This window comes from Coprococcus ammoniilyticus (assembly GCF_025567345.1).
Classification (GTDB): domain Bacteria; phylum Bacillota; class Clostridia; order Lachnospirales; family Lachnospiraceae; genus Coprococcus; species Coprococcus ammoniilyticus.
This window is the reverse complement of the sequence record NZ_JAOQJS010000001.1, coordinates 514,152-530,677: the sequence shown is the minus strand read 5'-3', so window position 1 is coordinate 530,677 and position 16,526 is coordinate 514,152. Positions and strand designations below refer to the sequence as shown.

The 16,526-nt window shown below is 44.0% G+C and carries 10 protein-coding genes; 2 read left to right on the top strand and 8 right to left on the bottom strand.

Annotated elements, in window-relative coordinates; genetic code table 11:
- Positions 1–121: 121 nt before the first annotated feature.
- The 4 genes from OCV60_RS02235 to OCV60_RS02220 all read right to left on the bottom strand — a co-directional run bounded on the left by OCV60_RS02235 (position 122) and on the right by OCV60_RS02220 (position 7,288).
- Positions 122–4,600, bottom strand: a complete 4,479-nt coding sequence (locus OCV60_RS02235) for a coiled-coil domain-containing protein (RefSeq protein WP_262529189.1) — start codon at positions 4,598–4,600, stop codon at positions 122–124.
- Positions 4,587–5,312 carry a DUF6063 family protein gene (locus OCV60_RS02230; RefSeq protein ID WP_008402483.1) on the bottom strand — a complete coding sequence of 242 codons (726 nt, stop codon included), beginning with the start codon at positions 5,310–5,312 and terminating at the stop codon, positions 4,587–4,589. The genes OCV60_RS02235 and OCV60_RS02230 overlap by 14 nt, the downstream gene beginning before the upstream one ends.
- A 21-nt stretch (positions 5,313–5,333) precedes the next feature.
- Positions 5,334–6,971 carry a hypothetical protein gene (locus OCV60_RS02225; protein ID WP_262529188.1) on the bottom strand — a complete coding sequence of 546 codons (1,638 nt, stop codon included), beginning with the start codon at positions 6,969–6,971 and terminating at the stop codon, positions 5,334–5,336.
- 125 nt (positions 6,972–7,096) lie between these two features.
- A complete protein-coding gene (locus OCV60_RS02220; protein ID WP_008402480.1) occupies positions 7,097–7,288 on the bottom strand; it encodes a helix-turn-helix domain-containing protein in 192 nt (63 codons plus the stop codon).
- 529 nt (positions 7,289–7,817) lie between these two features.
- Here OCV60_RS02220 and pap point away from each other — a divergent pair.
- Positions 7,818–9,290: a polyphosphate:AMP phosphotransferase gene (gene pap, locus OCV60_RS02215; protein ID WP_262529187.1), complete on the top strand. Its 1,473-nt coding sequence runs from the start codon at positions 7,818–7,820 to the stop codon at positions 9,288–9,290.
- Here pap and OCV60_RS02210 read toward each other — a convergent pair.
- The 4 genes from OCV60_RS02210 to OCV60_RS02195 all read right to left on the bottom strand — a co-directional run bounded on the left by OCV60_RS02210 (position 9,287) and on the right by OCV60_RS02195 (position 15,040).
- The gene (locus tag OCV60_RS02210; protein ID WP_021944664.1) at positions 9,287–12,046 is read right to left on the bottom strand and encodes a CDP-glycerol glycerophosphotransferase family protein; all 2,760 of its coding nucleotides are present in this window, start codon (positions 12,044–12,046) and stop codon (positions 9,287–9,289) included. The two genes, pap and OCV60_RS02210, sit on opposite strands and share 4 nt — an antisense overlap.
- 115 nt (positions 12,047–12,161) lie before the next feature.
- Positions 12,162–13,250, bottom strand: coding sequence for an NAD-dependent epimerase/dehydratase family protein (locus tag OCV60_RS02205; protein WP_021944663.1), 1,089 nt, complete (start codon positions 13,248–13,250; stop codon positions 12,162–12,164).
- 104 nt (positions 13,251–13,354) lie between these two features.
- Positions 13,355–14,170 carry a LicD family protein gene (locus tag OCV60_RS02200; protein WP_021944662.1) on the bottom strand — a complete coding sequence of 272 codons (816 nt, stop codon included), beginning with the start codon at positions 14,168–14,170 and terminating at the stop codon, positions 13,355–13,357.
- 120 nt (positions 14,171–14,290) lie between these two features.
- On the bottom strand, positions 14,291–15,040 hold the full coding sequence (locus tag OCV60_RS02195) for an HAD hydrolase-like protein (RefSeq protein ID WP_021944661.1): 750 nt from the start codon (positions 15,038–15,040) through the stop codon (positions 14,291–14,293).
- A 205-nt stretch (positions 15,041–15,245) separates the two neighbouring features.
- On the opposite strand from OCV60_RS02195, the gene OCV60_RS02190 reads away from it, so the two are divergent.
- Positions 15,246–16,355: a PD-(D/E)XK nuclease family transposase gene (locus OCV60_RS02190; RefSeq protein WP_243863418.1), complete on the top strand. Its 1,110-nt coding sequence runs from the start codon at positions 15,246–15,248 to the stop codon at positions 16,353–16,355.
- Positions 16,356–16,526: the final 171 nt, after the last annotated feature.

Genomic DNA, 16,526 nt, shown 5'->3' with positions numbered 1-16,526 from the left:
CGAACGCCGGTTCTTAACGAACTGCTTAAGCAGTGAGTTTAGCACCGCTGCGTGAGAATCGAACGCAAGTGTTTTGCGTAACAAATGGTATGTTCGGCATTTGTTTGTACGGTATAACACCTTATATAAAGTCGAAGGTTGCCTGCTGGTAGGTGATGTCCTGATATTCCAGTTCCTCCTGCGAGGTCTTGCTGGTGTAATCGACAACAACCGTCTGCTGGCGGTTACCGACCATCTGCTGACCAAGAACGTAGTTCACATCAAATTTGCCGGTGATCGCCGGAGTTGCGCCACGGGCAGGAACGATCAACTGCACATGATTAGCTGCAAGCATGGCAAAGATCGGCTCCCAGATATATACATCCTTTGCCGCGCCAAATGGGTTATCAATAAAGATTGTCTTTGTAGAGATCTCACCCTCCGCACCATAAGAATACATACCTGCAATATAATTGATGATCGCAACCAGGAACTGAATGTAGATACCCTGTGACTGTCCGGTACTACCAACCGCTTCTTCATAACGAAGATACCGGCTCTGCTCCTTGATACGCTCTCTCTTATATAGTTTCAGCTTGATCGCATTCATGTCTGTGACCATTACGCCAAATAACCGCTTCAATGCAAGACAGTCACGGATATAACGGACACGCTTCCTCTCATCCTCATAGGCATCTGCGCCCTTTACGATATCGTCAATATAATCAGACATGCGCTGTGCAAGGAATTCTTCTTTCACATATGGGATCGTCAGATCAACCATACGGATGACTTCTTCTCCAACAGTGATCTTCGATAATTTTGGAAGCTTCTCAAGCTCGGTCTTTACATCCATACAACGCTGTAAACACTGACCGCAAAAATTCTCCTTGATCGCAACCATATCTTCGATTCCCTTTTCCACTCTTTCCTTTTCCAGATCGATATAGGAAATGATCTGTAACAGGCTTTCAAGCAATGCCTTTGCATCGTAGTAGTTTTCAGGTATGATGACATCTCTGCGGATCGTTTCTGCCATCTCGAATACACCCATTTCGCTGAGTGCTTCCGCTGTCTGTCCCTTGAACCGCATCAGTTCATTTCTTGTCTTTTCCAAATTCTTGCGGCTTCTGTCATATCGTAACAAACTGGTCTCAAATGCCTGTCGCAGCTCCTCTTTTCCGGCTTCTAACAGCTTACCATTTTCTACATTGATGTCATTTGTATCTACGATACGTTTTACATCTTTATAAAGCTCGATCATATAGCCCTGCTCTTTGTTACAGGTCTCATATTCCTCTGCTGTCTTCTTATAACTCTGTTCCAGCTCGGCAAGGATCTGATCGCCCTGTGCGATCGCCTGCTCTGCTTCACTTAGAGAAATCTGTTCTTCTGCATATGCATCTTCACCATAAGTCTTTTTCAGACTGGCAACCGCATATTCGATATTTCCTTCCAATCTGCCGGAAGCCTTTGATACATTCTTCAGTTCTTCCGCCATGGATGCTGATACCAGTTCCAGACGCATCAATTCATTAGAAAGTGCCTGTAACTGCTGTTCAGATGTGGCAAATAACTGTGTCTGTGCTTCCAGATCCGAGAGTTTCACGCCACGCTTCTCGATCGTATGCAGGATACGATCCATTGACTGTGACAATGCCTGAACCAACTTCTTCTTATCCTCTACATCCGGTGCATTTTTATTTGCTACTGCATACATCGCCATAAATTCTGTCTCCAGCACTTCATCAGAGATCGTAAGGATCTCGATATCCCGTCTGGATACATCTTCCGTTTCCTGTCCAAGTGCCACCTGAATCTTCTGCTTTGGATCCAGTGACACATCTACTTTTCCATCCTCCGGGTAATAAGGTTTAAAATAATTCTGCCATTTATCCTGTATATCCTGAATACTGTTTGCAATCGCAAGCATCCGTGCCTCCGTCTCGCTCACAGTTGTATTCCATCTGACTGCATCCCGCTTCAGTTTCTCGATCTGTCCGGTGATCCGCTGTTCTTTCTGAACATTCTCCGTATAACGGGATTCTTCCTCAACTGCCAGATCAGAAAGCTCCTTAATACGAAGCAGGATTGATTTGTCTTCCTCCAGCTCATGCAGCTTTTCTTTTACGGATGCCTCATCTTCTTTCTGCTGGGTGATCCGGCTTGTCCGTTCTGTTATACGATCCTGAAGCTCACGGACCTCATCCTTTTTATTTAACAGATCCTGATTCAACTTTCGCTCGATATCTGCCGCATCCAGGTGCCTCTCATCTGCCAGATGACTGACAAATGCCAGATCTTCCTGGTAGGTTGCAAGCTTCTCATCAATCAGGGATATCTCATCCTCAAGGCCACGAATCTGGATCGTCAGTTCTTCTTTTAACGATTTCAGAATCTCATCGTCTGTGAAATATTCGCCTTTTCTGCAGACCATAACGGCATTTTCGTTTAAGGTAACTGCCTTTTCAGACAGGTCATCCATATCGTAGATCAAAACCATTTCATTGTCTGTCTGAATCGAATCCAGATTGATATCCTCTGCAATATCAGCAAAATTCTTCACAACTACTCCATACGGAAGTGCTCTGTTTTTCTTCAAGATCTCCGACCGCTGCTCCGACTTAAGTGCTGCCAGATAATCAGCTCCGTGCATCGCCATATGTCCATGTCTGGTCACGATATAATCAATAACTGCCGATGCTCCTGCACTCGGTCCGAATAAACGTCCGGATTCCAGATATTTGCGTCTTTCGAGCAAACGGTCAATCTCCTGTTTTCTGGTGATCGTCTCGGTCAGCGTTCCTGTGATCCTTGCATTGATCGCATCTATGATTTCTTCTGCTTTCTCTACACTATATACCGCCATAATGCTTTCTAACTTCTTAGCTGCCTGACGATATTCCTCTGCATCCAGATGGCTTGTCTCATATTCTTTTTCCAGTGTTTCCAGACTGTTTTCCGCAAGTGACAACCGGTAACGGTCTTCAAATACCTGCTCCTGATCTTCCCGTATGCTCTCTGCAAGTGCCTGTAAGGATGCCTCAAATTCTGCTGCCTTTTCTTCGGATGCTTCGATCACGTTTGCCGCATCCGACACAACAAGCAGGGCAACCTGTGAGGTCAGTTCGGATATCTTGTTATTTAAGGACTGTAATTTGTCCGAAGCCGCTTTCCGATTATCCCCGGATACAGCCAGCTCGATCTCGCCCTCTTTGATACATTTCATGCAGTAATCAGCCTCTTTCACTGCATACTCATGCGACTGTTCGACCTCTTCCTTTGCCAGAAGAAGCTCTTTCAAACGCGCATCATCCCGAAGCTTTCTGTTATAGGCATAGGCCGTCATTTTCTCACGGTCTGCCCCGGTATTCTGTAAGATATGATCGATGATCTTCTGATTCTCGGATAACTGTTTTCTGTCTTCCAGATAACCCAGATAATCATTGATACTTTCTTTCATATTCATATCCTGCTTTAATGCCGATACCTGTCGTTCATTTTCAGCAAGATTTGCATTTAACTGTTCTGACTTATCCCTGAGCTCCTGCAGACGGAAACCATCTCTGGTGATCTTCAGATTCTCCAACCGCTTCTTCTGGCTTTCCTTCTGTTCAAATGCAGTCTGTTTTGCCACAAGCAATTCTTCCAGATGTTCATTTTCTCTCGATGTCAGTTCTTTTCCCGTCACATAGATATCCGCAAGCTGCCTTGTGATATCTTCGTGTGCCTCGTACTGGTTAATACAGGAATTGACCTTTGCCTGCAAGACATTGATCAGCTCGATCTGATGATCGAAGTTCGCAATATCCCGTTTCTTCTGTGCCAGCACGTTCAATTTATCCTTAATATCAAGCAGCGTTTCTGCCATCGTGCTCTCATCCCCATCCCTACCGGTACGGGTCAGAAATGCTTTCTCTATGATCTCCTCGATCAGCAGATCTTCTACTACTTTTCTGGTCGTCTTATAATTCGTCTCAAAATAAGTACGGACATGACCCTCTGTCTTATTGATTCCACGGATGATCTCCCAGTGGCTCTCATGCAGACCATATTCGCTGATGAACCGCTGGTACTCCCCTTTCCGCTCAAATAAGCGCACTTCAAGGCTCATATCCTTATGTCCAAGCTCCTTAATGTAGGATTTTAGACCACTGTATGTAATTCTTTCATTACCATTTGACAATGGAAGATTAATGATATCGTTCTTATTATAATCCCGATAGAAAATGCAGTAATTGAAATACTCGATTGCCGCCGTCTGTCCGTCCTGCGATGCTCCTTCGTCGGATTCCTTTGCTTTCCTGGCACAGAAGCCGGTCGTCATGTAGCGGTATCCATCCTTGATATCCGCGTCGTCTAATTTCCATTCGATCAGGGAATGAATAGTCGTATTGCCGCCACCATTCCGGAATAATTTCTCGATTGGCTGCTTATCATCTAACGTACAATTCGGTATCAGATTCTGAAGCAGAAGAAGCATCAGCACACTCTTTCCTCCACCGTTTGCAAGGTCATAAAGCGTGTTCTTGCCATACATACGCATCGAAAAATCATCGTACTGCTGTGTACCAAAGTTGTATTTTACATTATTTACTCGTATTCGGTTAATGCACGGCATCCTCTTCACCTCCAAGCAGCTGATACAGACGTCCCCTGTATTCTTCAAAATAATTCTCACATAACGCCTTGAACCGATCGGTCGGATAGTAGCGTTCTTCGTTCTCGACAAATAATTTCTGGCTGACCATAAAGTTAAATGTCAGCTTCACATAACCGGATTTGGATGCCTTTGACGCCTTCGTCTTTTCTCCGTCATAGACTGCATGACTGACTGCCGGAAGCTCATCCCACAGCAGCCCAACCGCTTTAAAGCTCTCTGCCCCGACATCCTCTGCTGAAAATACAGACAACCGTTTCGTTACATCTGCCAGATATTTGTCCGCCTCTTCGATCACCTTTTCCGGCTTGATAAATTCACGGAACTGATAGCTTCCGGAATCTTTATAAAAATACAGCAGGATCACATACATGAGGAAATAGCACAGGAATAATTCTTTATTCAGACGCAGTCCAAGTATGCGCTTCATATCGTCATTTGTATAACCAAATACCCGGTTGCCTTCACCCGGAGTGATATAAAGTGCTTCATTATATTCGTAAATACTCAGATTCAGTTTCTTTAACAGATTGCCTACGATCTCGTAGACTTCCGCATTTCCATAATAATCTTCGTACAGAGCACTGTTTTCTCTGCTTGCTTTCGCGATCGTTTCACCCTGTATCAGTCTGGCGTAGATCTCAATCGCCTTATCCAAATTTCTGCTGTCCATCTTTTTTCCTCACATGTATTTTTATTGCAATTCAAATATTATGTTCGTAACATACATATCTGCTCCAACCGGGATCTCCTCAGTGCTGTCAAAGGTCAGCGTGAAGCGCATATCTTTGTATGGCTCAAATGAGATATCCGGAGCATAAGCATCTTCCGAATAAATATCCGGTACGCTTACGGTTGAAATGCTGTCGGCTGTAGCCTGTGGTATCTGCTGCTCTCCGATGCTGTCCCGCACCTTCTGATATTCCCGAATACTGTCAACTACCAGCTTTTCAAGCATGGTATCCTGCTTCTTTAACATCCGGCTGATATCATATTCCTTCTTCTGTGCCAGATGGGTAAGGAATGCGTAATAATCGGCATTCTCATAGATTTCTTTTCCAAATCGTATCTCTAGGAATCCGTTGAATTCTTTCAGGCTGAGCTTCTTCCAGCGGGCAAGCACATCCATCAGTTCAAAGAATAACTTGCCATAGTTTCTGCCGGAGCGTTCTTCTTCAATCTCGTCCTCGTAACGGAAGTTCGCATTTACATCTTCTTTCTTTGCTGTCACCATCTTCGCCTCATCCTCTGATTTGAGCGTAAGAAGATTGTCGATCGATGTCATCGAGAACGACTTCGTGATCGCCGGTGCAAATAAAGGAGCAAGAATCATGCCCATCTTATCCGGCCGATCCTCCCTGATCATCTTCTGTAATTCTTTTTCAAAGTCAAATACCGGACGCAGACGCTTTAACTTCGCCTTCTGAATAATGTTGTCCGATATATTCTGTAATTCCATGGTGCTGTTGATCAGATTTCCATGCTTTAATATGGTCTTCTTCAATTCCAGCTCCAACTGACTGATCTCATCCAACAACGTAGAACCTTTTGTCAGATGGTCAAAGTTCGCTTTCGCAACTGCCTTATCGACCAGTGCCTTGTTCTTCGCAAATAATTTCTGTTCCTCGGAAAACCATTTGCCAACCGTCTTCATATATTTCTCATAAGCTTCTGCCCCGGCAAATACATCGTAAGAAAGCAGATCTACGATATCGTCTTTTTCTCTTACAAGCCGGTTCACTTCGCTGTTGATCCGCTTGACAACCTCGATACCTCCCTTGAAATTCTCTCCGGTGATCATCTTCTCAAGCAAAACCTGTTCTACATTGATCTTGCTCTCGTCCTTGATCTCCTTGGTATCAAGATAGAATTCTATCCCATCCGCAGTTATGTAATAGAGCACCTTTCCATCCGTGATCCGGCTGTCGATCAGTCTGACACGCCCGGTCTTCTTCTGCTTCTTACCCGGATCGTAAAATATAAATTCAAATGCTTTTCCATCATTTCTGATCTTGTCAAATATATATAAGATCAGGTCTGCCATATCCTCGTCCTCGATCTCAATATCGAAATCACGGATCAGTAGCTCTTTTATAAATGCTTCACACTGGGGATATGTGATGTCCCTCTCGTTGAAGTTGTTTTCCTCAATAAAAAAACGCAGTACCGCCATGGTGATATATCCCATATCCAGACTGTTATATCGTCCATCTCTGTACTGTGTAAATGCAGTTTCCGATAACACAAAAAACGGGTAGTATTTTCTTAAGTTATACATTCTCGCATTATGTTCTTCGATTATGTCATTGATCATCACGTACTGCTTTGCCACTGTTTCTACTCCCTGTTTTGTGTGCTTTATTTTCTGTTTTTCTTAAAAAATCACGAACACATAACATGCCCGTGATTTTTCAATACCTATTCGCCCATCATCTGTTTAAAAAATAATTACCTGAATCAGTCCTGCTTTGCAAGATTTTCTTTGTCTACTTTGTAAACCATAAGACGAAGAAGATAATATGGCATTCTTCTATTTCCAAGTTCCCAGTCCTGTACAGTTCTATACGGTATCTCGAAATACTCAGCAAATTCGCGTCTGTTCATTCCTGTAGACTTTCTTAATTCTAATAATTCTTCACCTGATGTCATAGTCTGTGTCCCTCCTGTATCATTCCTATGTGCATTCTTTCTGAAAAAAAAAGAATGCTTTCTTTCAATATTATTTCAAAATTCAGCACAAAATAAATTCTACAAGAATCCAACCCTAACCTCATGTATATTCTACAATATAACAGTCGGCATGACAATAGAATTTGTTAACACATTAAAAAATTTTTTTATATGCGTGTCCTTCTCGATTTGATATTTAATGCATTTTGTCCATTGACTTTATGATATAACCGGAAAATAATAAAAATAACTATTTAATATAATCATAATGTGAATATGCTGGGGATACCTTAACTTACCAATACAGGGGCATTTGAGGTCGCCGGTCCTTAGATGGCGCATTAGCGGCATCTAAGGACCGTTGCAGACCTAACTGAGACCTTACCGAGGTTTATCCGAGGTTAGTTCGAAGTTACACAGCGGGAAAACGAGCGGAAGCATCCCCTGATTGGTAATGTTAAAGGTATCCCCAGCATAGCAGATCATTATTACACAGGGAGTGTTATGTATGTTGAATAATCGAATTATGAAGGAAAAGCCATCGGACGAGGAAATGAATACACGGTTAAAGGCTTTGCAGAAAAAGCTGGCGGCGCAGACGCTGGCTGTCCGGGAACACAAGCTTCCGGTCATCGTTCTGGTAGAAGGCTGGGGTACTTCCGGCAAAGGCAGTCTGGTCGGACGGATCATCAACAATATCGATCCACGTTTTTACCGGGTTGCATCGCTGGAAAAGGTCAGAGAAGAGGACAGGCGGAAACCATTTCTCTGGCGATTTGTAAAAGAGATACCGGAAGCCGGCAATTTTGTCTTTATGGATTCCGGCTGGATGGATCAGCTTACGCGTGAATACGCACACAAAGAATTGTCAAAAAAAGACTACGAGCTTCGAATTGCCAATGTTCGGAGATTTGAACGACAGCTGACCGATAACGGCTATCTGGTTGTCAAATTCTTCCTGAACATCTCGAAGAAAGAACAGAAGAAACGGATCCGGACGCTTGCCGATGATCCTGCAACCAAATGGAGAGTGACCGATACCGACCTGGCACAGAACAAACATTATGACAAATACATGGACATCTTTGACAAATTCTTAGATGCTACCGATTCTTCCCGCGCGCCATGGTATATCATCGATGGCTGCTCCAAGAAATGGGCAGAGCTTCAGGTTCTGGAAATCCTGACCGAGGGAATCGATGTTGCCCTACAGAATCATTCACTGGCAGTTCCGATCCCGCAGAATGTATTCCCTCTTATGGACATGCCGAAGCTGTCAGATATCTCTTTACAGGACAAGACGGTATCTGATGAAGAATATTCCAAACGTCTGAAAGAATTACAGGAAAAACTTCGAGAGCTGCACAACAGCATTTACCACAAAAAGATTCCTGTCATCATTGCATACGAAGGTTGGGATGCTGCCGGAAAAGGCGGCAATATCAAGCGTGTAACGGAAGCATTAGATCCTCGCGGTTACGAAGTATTTCCGATTGCAAGTCCTCTTCCGTATGAAAAATCCCGACATTTCCTCTGGCGTTTCTTCACCAGGCTTCCACGCTCCGGTCATGTAGCTATCTTCGACCGAACCTGGTATGGCAGAGTCATGGTAGAACGGATCGAAGGATTTTGCAGTGAAAATGACTGGAAACGTGCTTACAACGAAATCAACGAATTTGAAAAAGAACTGTATGACTGGGGTGCTGTGATCATCAAATTCTGGATACAGATCGATAAAGACACCCAGCTTGAACGATTCACGCTGCGTCAGAATACACCGGAAAAACAATGGAAGATCACAGATGAGGACTGGCGGAACCGTGAAAAATGGGATCAATACGAAACAGCCGTCAATGAAATGCTGCAAAAAACAAGCACCACCTATGCTCCATGGCACATCATCGAATCAGTCGATAAAAAATATGCCCGGTTAAAAACCCTGGAGATCATAGTTGATGCTATAGAAAAAGCTATATCTTAATGAATCTTTGTCTTCTGGTAGTCGATCATGACATCATAGATCCGTTCACAGTTGTCATGGTCGTCAAACCGGAAGAAATCATCGGCACGTCTGCGGTACTCCGGTTTCATCTCGCAGTTATTCTGCATATAAGAGATCAGAACATCGATCAATTCGTCGTTGTCCTCGCAGATCTCGCCAAATCCCATCGTATCATAGTGGAAGGTTCCTTCCTCATAATGCTTCGGTATATCGTGATGGTGCAGGTAGACCACCGGCTTACGCATATAAGCGAAATCAAACTGAACGCCGGAGAAATCCGAAACCATCAGACTGGATTCCCGGAACACCTTCTCATAATTGACACCGGAATGTCCATGAACGGCAACCGCCGGAATGATCTCTACCGAAGGATTCTTATCAAAATCATCGATCTGCGGGCTGACGATCGGATGAAGTACATAGACGATCTTATAATTATATTTCTTTGCCGCAGCGATCAGACGCTCATCATTAATAAGGCTGTTATATACCTGATAATAGGTTGTCTCCTTAAAAAGTGGATTGTAGTCACGGCTCACACCCTCATTCTTTGTAACCGGAACTGCTGCCTGCATCCGCCAGGTCGGGGATAACAGGATCTGCCGTTTATCTTCATTTATGAGTCCATCATAACGCGGTACTCCGGTCAGCTTCAATGCATCATAACCCTCATAGCCGTAGATTGGCTTCGACAGATTTTCAATCTCATATTTAGATGCACAGAAATACAACCGTGTATTATCTCTCAACCGGTTCTGCGCAACTGCAATCTTCTGGATAGACATACCATGCTGGACACAGGCTACATGGAAGTTCATCAGATCACGGATCAGTGCCGAATTGATCGTACCGAAATCATTAAATGCGTAGACGGTAGAGTTTGACACGATCACCATATCCGCATACAAAAATGCATACCGGTGCTTGATGCTTCTCCGTTTGACCGGCTTCATACCTTCGCGTTCCAGACGTGCATAATCTTCCGATGCCCCATCTGCCAGATAATAGCATTTGATGCCATCCTTCTTGCTTCTTGCATATTTGTACATGTATTCTGCGGAGTCCCCCGCCTTATATATCTTATCAAAAAAGAGCCAGATCGGACGATGCTTTAAAACCGGCTTTGCCTTTAAGAACGCCCGGACAATGATAAACTTAATAACCTTCTTCTGTCCGGTTGCAAACATATCCCGCCATAACGTCAGTTCTCTGCCTGCGATCTTCCCATGCTTTACCGGATCAACCTTCATGATATTGGCTTCTGTCTTATACATATACAGCTTCTTATTGATCTTCCAGTAGCTGTGACGGAAACGGTCGCACAAACGGCTGAAATGAGAATCGAATTCCAGAGTGACCGGAAGATCCTCTACCGACATTCCCATCGTTTCACCATTTTCAAAGACATCCGCCCGGACTCTTGTTACATAAGCCAGTTCTGTTTCCTGTCCATATGGAAGCTCCACCCGGATCGTAAATGCCCGAAGCTTGAAGATCGACATACCAAATGCTTTTGTATGTGCATACCGCTCATTATATTCTGCCGGATAGAAGCGGTCACCGACCAGAACACCAAACTCTGCTCCATTCATCAAAAGAATAGGCGATAACCGTCCTTCAATCGTAAGCTCTGTGTGATCCTCCATATCTTTATTGTCCATAAACTGAATGTCCGCCGTCGGCTTCGTAAGCTCTCCAATCTGGATATCATTATAGCTGTAGCAGCCATCTGCAAAATCAAATTCCAGACCGGTGTCCTTATACTTTAAGATCAGCAATACCCATACCAGACAGTCTTCATTCTTCATATCCACATGGTATCCCTGATTCTCACAAATGATCGAATCATCTATATAAGAGAGCACTTCCCCAAGCCTCCACAAAAAAGCCTCGCCGTCGGTCTCTTCAAATAAATGCTTGTTCAGGTTATCGAGATTTGCCTGGATCATATATTTTACAATGAACAGTGCATGCTGCATAACAAGCATCTGCAGGGTTTCCTGATGGATGGACATTTCCTTTAACCATTCGATCAACTGATCAACGGTATCCTTATACCATGCCCGGTCATAGATTCCTTCAAAAAAGGTCTTATCCCCTTCAAAGCTGTTTTTCAAAGTATAGTCAACACCATCGATATAATAGAGCTTCTCATCCAGACAGGCTCTTGCCTGAACCGCAAACAGCCATTTTAATACCGGAAATGATCCCTTTACCAGAACGTCCTCCAATGTATGCGCAGGGCTTCCGAATGTCACATTTGCATCCTGTCCGGCATTCTGTATTCCGGCAGAACTACTCTGTATTCCGGCATCTGCGATCTCCATCAACTGATTTAACAGGCTTCCCTTAAACACCATACCGAATGGTGTAAATCCGTGCAGGAATCTTAAAATCTCCGTAGAGATCACACCATTTGTAAGCTGCTCATAGACACCATGAAATTCCTGATCTCTGTCCAGCTTCTGCGCAAGCCAAGGCGCATGCTTTCCTTTCTCGCGATATGCGGAAAACGGTGCATACATGATTCCCTTCTTGCCGTTCCTACTCGGTCCGTATTTCTTCGGCAACAGAAAGATATCTCCGTTCCTGTGGTCATCAACAAAGGTCACGATACGCGCAAAATCCTCATCTGAAAGGATATCGCCCTCTTCCATCAAAAGGAACATCCCCTGCTCATCAAATTTTCCATGTATACTGAAGCTGTCCGCTCCGACTACGATCCTGTTTACCAACTGCCACGTCCTCCTGTTTTCTTTATCCCAGACTTTCCTGTAATGCAAATAACTGCTGCTACCATAGAACAGATCGTCCCCTGCAGCAGCAATTTCTGCTTATTTCTTCCAATCTTTATCTTGTATACTCCATGCTCTTCATCATGCGGGTATACATTTCCTCCAGACCGATCACCGGCTTCCAGCCAAGTGCCTGAAGTTTATCTGAATTCAAGCGCATATTTACATCCGGTGCATAGCCAAATGTCATGGCGCTTTCCGGTATGTCAAATACAACCTTGATCTCATTATTTGCCAGTTTCTCTGCAACCATCTTTGCCATATCCCCGATCGTGATATGTGCTTCCGGATGCGCTACGGTATAGGCTTCACCATCATTTCCCTTTACAAGAAGGAGCAGAATACCCATAACGGCATCTCTGGTATAGCAGTAGTTACCAACGGATTTTCCGGCTGTGTGCAGAACAATATCCGTCTTATTCATAGCAGCCTTTGCAAACTGTGCAAATACACGATTCTCTTCATAGCTGATACCTGCGCCAAATGTCTGTGACAGTCTTGCAATACGAACCGGCAGCTTATACTCACTTGCGTAAGAAGAACACATACATTCGCAGAGACGTTTGCCCTCCGGATAACAGCTTCTTGGATTGTGGATATCAATGTATCCCAGATCATCTTCTTTTACATATGGCTTTTCAGGATCCGGTGCACCAAATGCTTCCATCGATGATATATATACAACACCCTCGGACTGCTTCTCCTTACCAAGGTCTAACATATTCTTTGTACCATTTACCGCAGTCATGATCGTCTCCACCGGATAGTCCACAAAGAACTTGGATGCTGTAGGGCTTGCTGCATGTATGATGTAGTTGATCTGTACTTCCGAGATCTTCTTGCCATTTGACAGGGTTACAGTCTCATCGGTAACCGGATTTCCAACATCGCCGATCACATACACCAGCTTATCCTTTGCAAATTCATCATAGATCTTGTCTGCCTTTTCTGCATTTCTGACAAATGCATAGATCGTGATATCAGCATTCTTTACTTCGTTCATCTTAAGCAGTGCCTTTACGATCTGTGAACCAACCAGTCCGGTTGCTCCTGTGATCAGGATGGATTTGCCGTATAATTTCTCATAATCTCCACCTGCATTTGCAATATACAACAGGTCCTCTTCTAAAATCTTATCTTTCATTATTATTTCCTCCTGCAATATTTTTTCTAAATATCTGTACGAATTGTTATCCTGTCATGGAAAGCACTTTCGGCATATTGCTATGCCCGCTGTGCAAATATCTATTATTCTTCCACCTGATACATTTTGATAATGTGAGCTTTCCGGTCTTCTTCTGGCGGAAGCTTCATATAGTCGCCGTAAAGGGATGTCAAATAGTAATCGGTACAACCCGGTGCGATCAGCTCCCGTCCGCCAAATGTCACTTTCATTGGTTTTACATATTCTTCCCTTGGCATCTTCTCCTGCGGACCATAGCCACAGGCAATGCCGCCAACATATTTGCATGATTCAAAATCATATTGTGTACATAACCGGATCAGCTTCTTCACTGTCCGCTTCTTGCCCCATATCAAATGCGCAAATGGTTTCAGGATCGGCTTCACGATCTTCTTGACCAGATTACCGCCCCGCCCTGTCTTCATCTTCAGATATTGGATGATGCGGCGATACCAATGTGCCTTTTTATAGATCCGTTCAATCTCGGCATCATCATCCGGTAGTCCGTCCATCGGGAAAATATCCATCCATAGATAAATGTCGTATTTGTCTTTCGTATAATATTTGTCCAGCCTTGTCCTCGTATCCGCAAGCTTCGTATATGGCTCATCCAGATTGCCAAGGCTTGTTGACAGGAACTTATGCTCCGGCAGAAACGGCTGCTCTTTGATCACTTCCTGTAATCTCTCATAATCCGGTCGTGGCATCAGAATGTCGATATCATCATCCCACGGAATAAAATCCTGATGTCTGACTGCTCCAAGCAGCGTGCCGCCGCACAGATAATACCGCAGCCCATGCTTCTCACACAGATCATGGAACATGAACACCATTGTTTTCTCACGCTCATGGATATCCTCAAGCGTCAATAATTTTCTCACGTTTTCGTCTCCTCTTTTATGGTATATGCCTGCATTTGCCTTCTATATACCCTTAATATCCTTATGAATACCCATTAAAAGTCTCCTTATAATATCAAAAGGGCCTCTGTCTGATCTCCCTTACAATGTCAGGAGCTCTTCCGGGCGGCTAATGATATATTCCGCGCCGGCTTTTTCAAATTCCTCACGGTTTCCATATCCATACAGAACACCGACCGTATCAATTCCGCAGGCATGTCCACCATCAATGTCAAACATCCGGTCACCGATCATCACGGCATCCTTTTCATGTATCTGTGTCTTAACCTCTGGCTTGGAATCGTCCATCATGACTGCCTCTTCCCGGTCTGCCTGTGGCATATCCGTACCTTCCGCATCGGCTTCCTTCAACCGCTTCAGGCACTCTGCGATCAGCACCTGCTTGTCCGAGCCGGTTCCATCCGGGTTGCTTCCTACCACAACATCAAAATACTTTGCAAGGTCGAATTTCTCAAGTATCTTTTCCGTCGGTGCTGTAGGCTTGGATGTCGCCACTCCAATCTTTGCGCCTCTTTCTTTTAAGGCTTTGAGTGTCTCTGGGATTCCACCATAGATAGATGTCTCATATAGACCTGTCACATTGTATCGTTCTCTGTACTTCGCTACCAGCCAGAGTGCCTGATCGTGGTCAACATGACATTTGGATGTAAAGGAATCGTACAACGATGGTCCGATAAATGTCTTTAACACTTTCTCCGATGGCTCCGGCAGTCCGGCTGCATCCAGAGCATAGCGGATGCAGTTGAGAATGCCCGGCTCGGACTGGCTTATTGTGCCGTCCAGGTCAAATAAATAGTATTTATACATAGTGTTGCCTTTCTGTCCGTTCAAAATTCACGCCACCATTGTAGCATAGATCCTTTTTTCTCTCAACAACATTGATATAATCTTGGGTTATGGGGGGATAAACAGCAAAAATTACCGAAAGTTACATCCAGACATACCATTTGTTACATTGGCAGTCTTTTTCCTCTTTTTTCTGCTATGCTGTTCCTGTCGACAAAACAGGCGCCGGAAATCATGAGGAATAAAATCTATGTATAACCAAAATAATAATAACACCATCCACCAGCTCTTTCCTACTCGCACGGAACAGGAATGTCTCGCTGAGCTTCGGAAGCATCCGCGAAGCTACTTTGCTTATCAGAACATGTCGCCAGAATGGAAGAACCGCTTTCTGGGGTTTATGGAGGGTAAGAAAACTCTGCCTTTAACTTATGATCCATTTTTCAAGAAGCTGTTCAACCCGGACATCTATCCGGAACGGCTATCCAGTCTGATCAGCAGTATCATCGGCACAAAGGTAACAGTTCAGTGCATCCTGTCAAATGAAGACAGCATGCTGCCGTCCACCTCGCTCCTGCTTCTGGATATCCTTGTCCAGTTAGAAGATGGCTCGATCGCAAATGTCGAGATCCAGAAGATCCCATACGCTTTCCCGGGAGAACGTATGTCCTGCTACTCCTCCGATCTCATGCTGCGTCAGTATACAAGAGTGAAAAGCCTGAAAGGAAACGCCTTTACCTACAAGGATCTGAAAACGGTTTACACGATCGTGATATATGAAAAAAGTCCGGATGCATGTCTGACTGATGCATTATCCGATATCTACCTGCACCACGGCAGAACTGTTTTTGATACCGGAATCGAACTGAAGCTTTTACAGGAATTCTATGTGGTTGCCCTTGACGTTTTCTGTGAAAGTAAGTATGCTAAAGATATTAATGAATTAAATGCATGGCTGTCATTACTGACTGCCCAGTCGGTTGACGACCTTGCTGCACTGGTATCTGACTATCCATGGATGGAAGCTATCTGTAAGGATATGTCTGAATATATGTATGATCCGGAGGAGGTAATCACCATGTTTTCAGAAGCACTTCGAATGTTAGATGAGAATACAGTTCACTATATGATCGATGAACTACAAAAGGAACGAGATGAAGCGGTAGCGGCTCTGTCTGAAAAGGACTCCCTGATATCCGAAAAAGATGCGGCTCTCTCTGAAAAGGACTCCCTAATATCCGAGAAAGACTCTCTGATATCCGAAAAGGATGCCGAGATTGCGGCTGTTCTTTCTGAGAAGAACGCAATGATTTCTGAGATCGCGGCTTTAAAAGCACAGCTTGCCGCCCTCAATAAATAAACTATTTTATAACAATAACACATAAAGTAAAAACGCCTGCTGGCTGTATCCATGGAATATACGATATTCCTTAGGTACAACCAGCAGGCGTTATTCTTTAAACACATCCTACCTGTTTCCTTCTATTTTATTATTTCAGCTTCCATGTCTTGACATATCTGATGAAGCTCT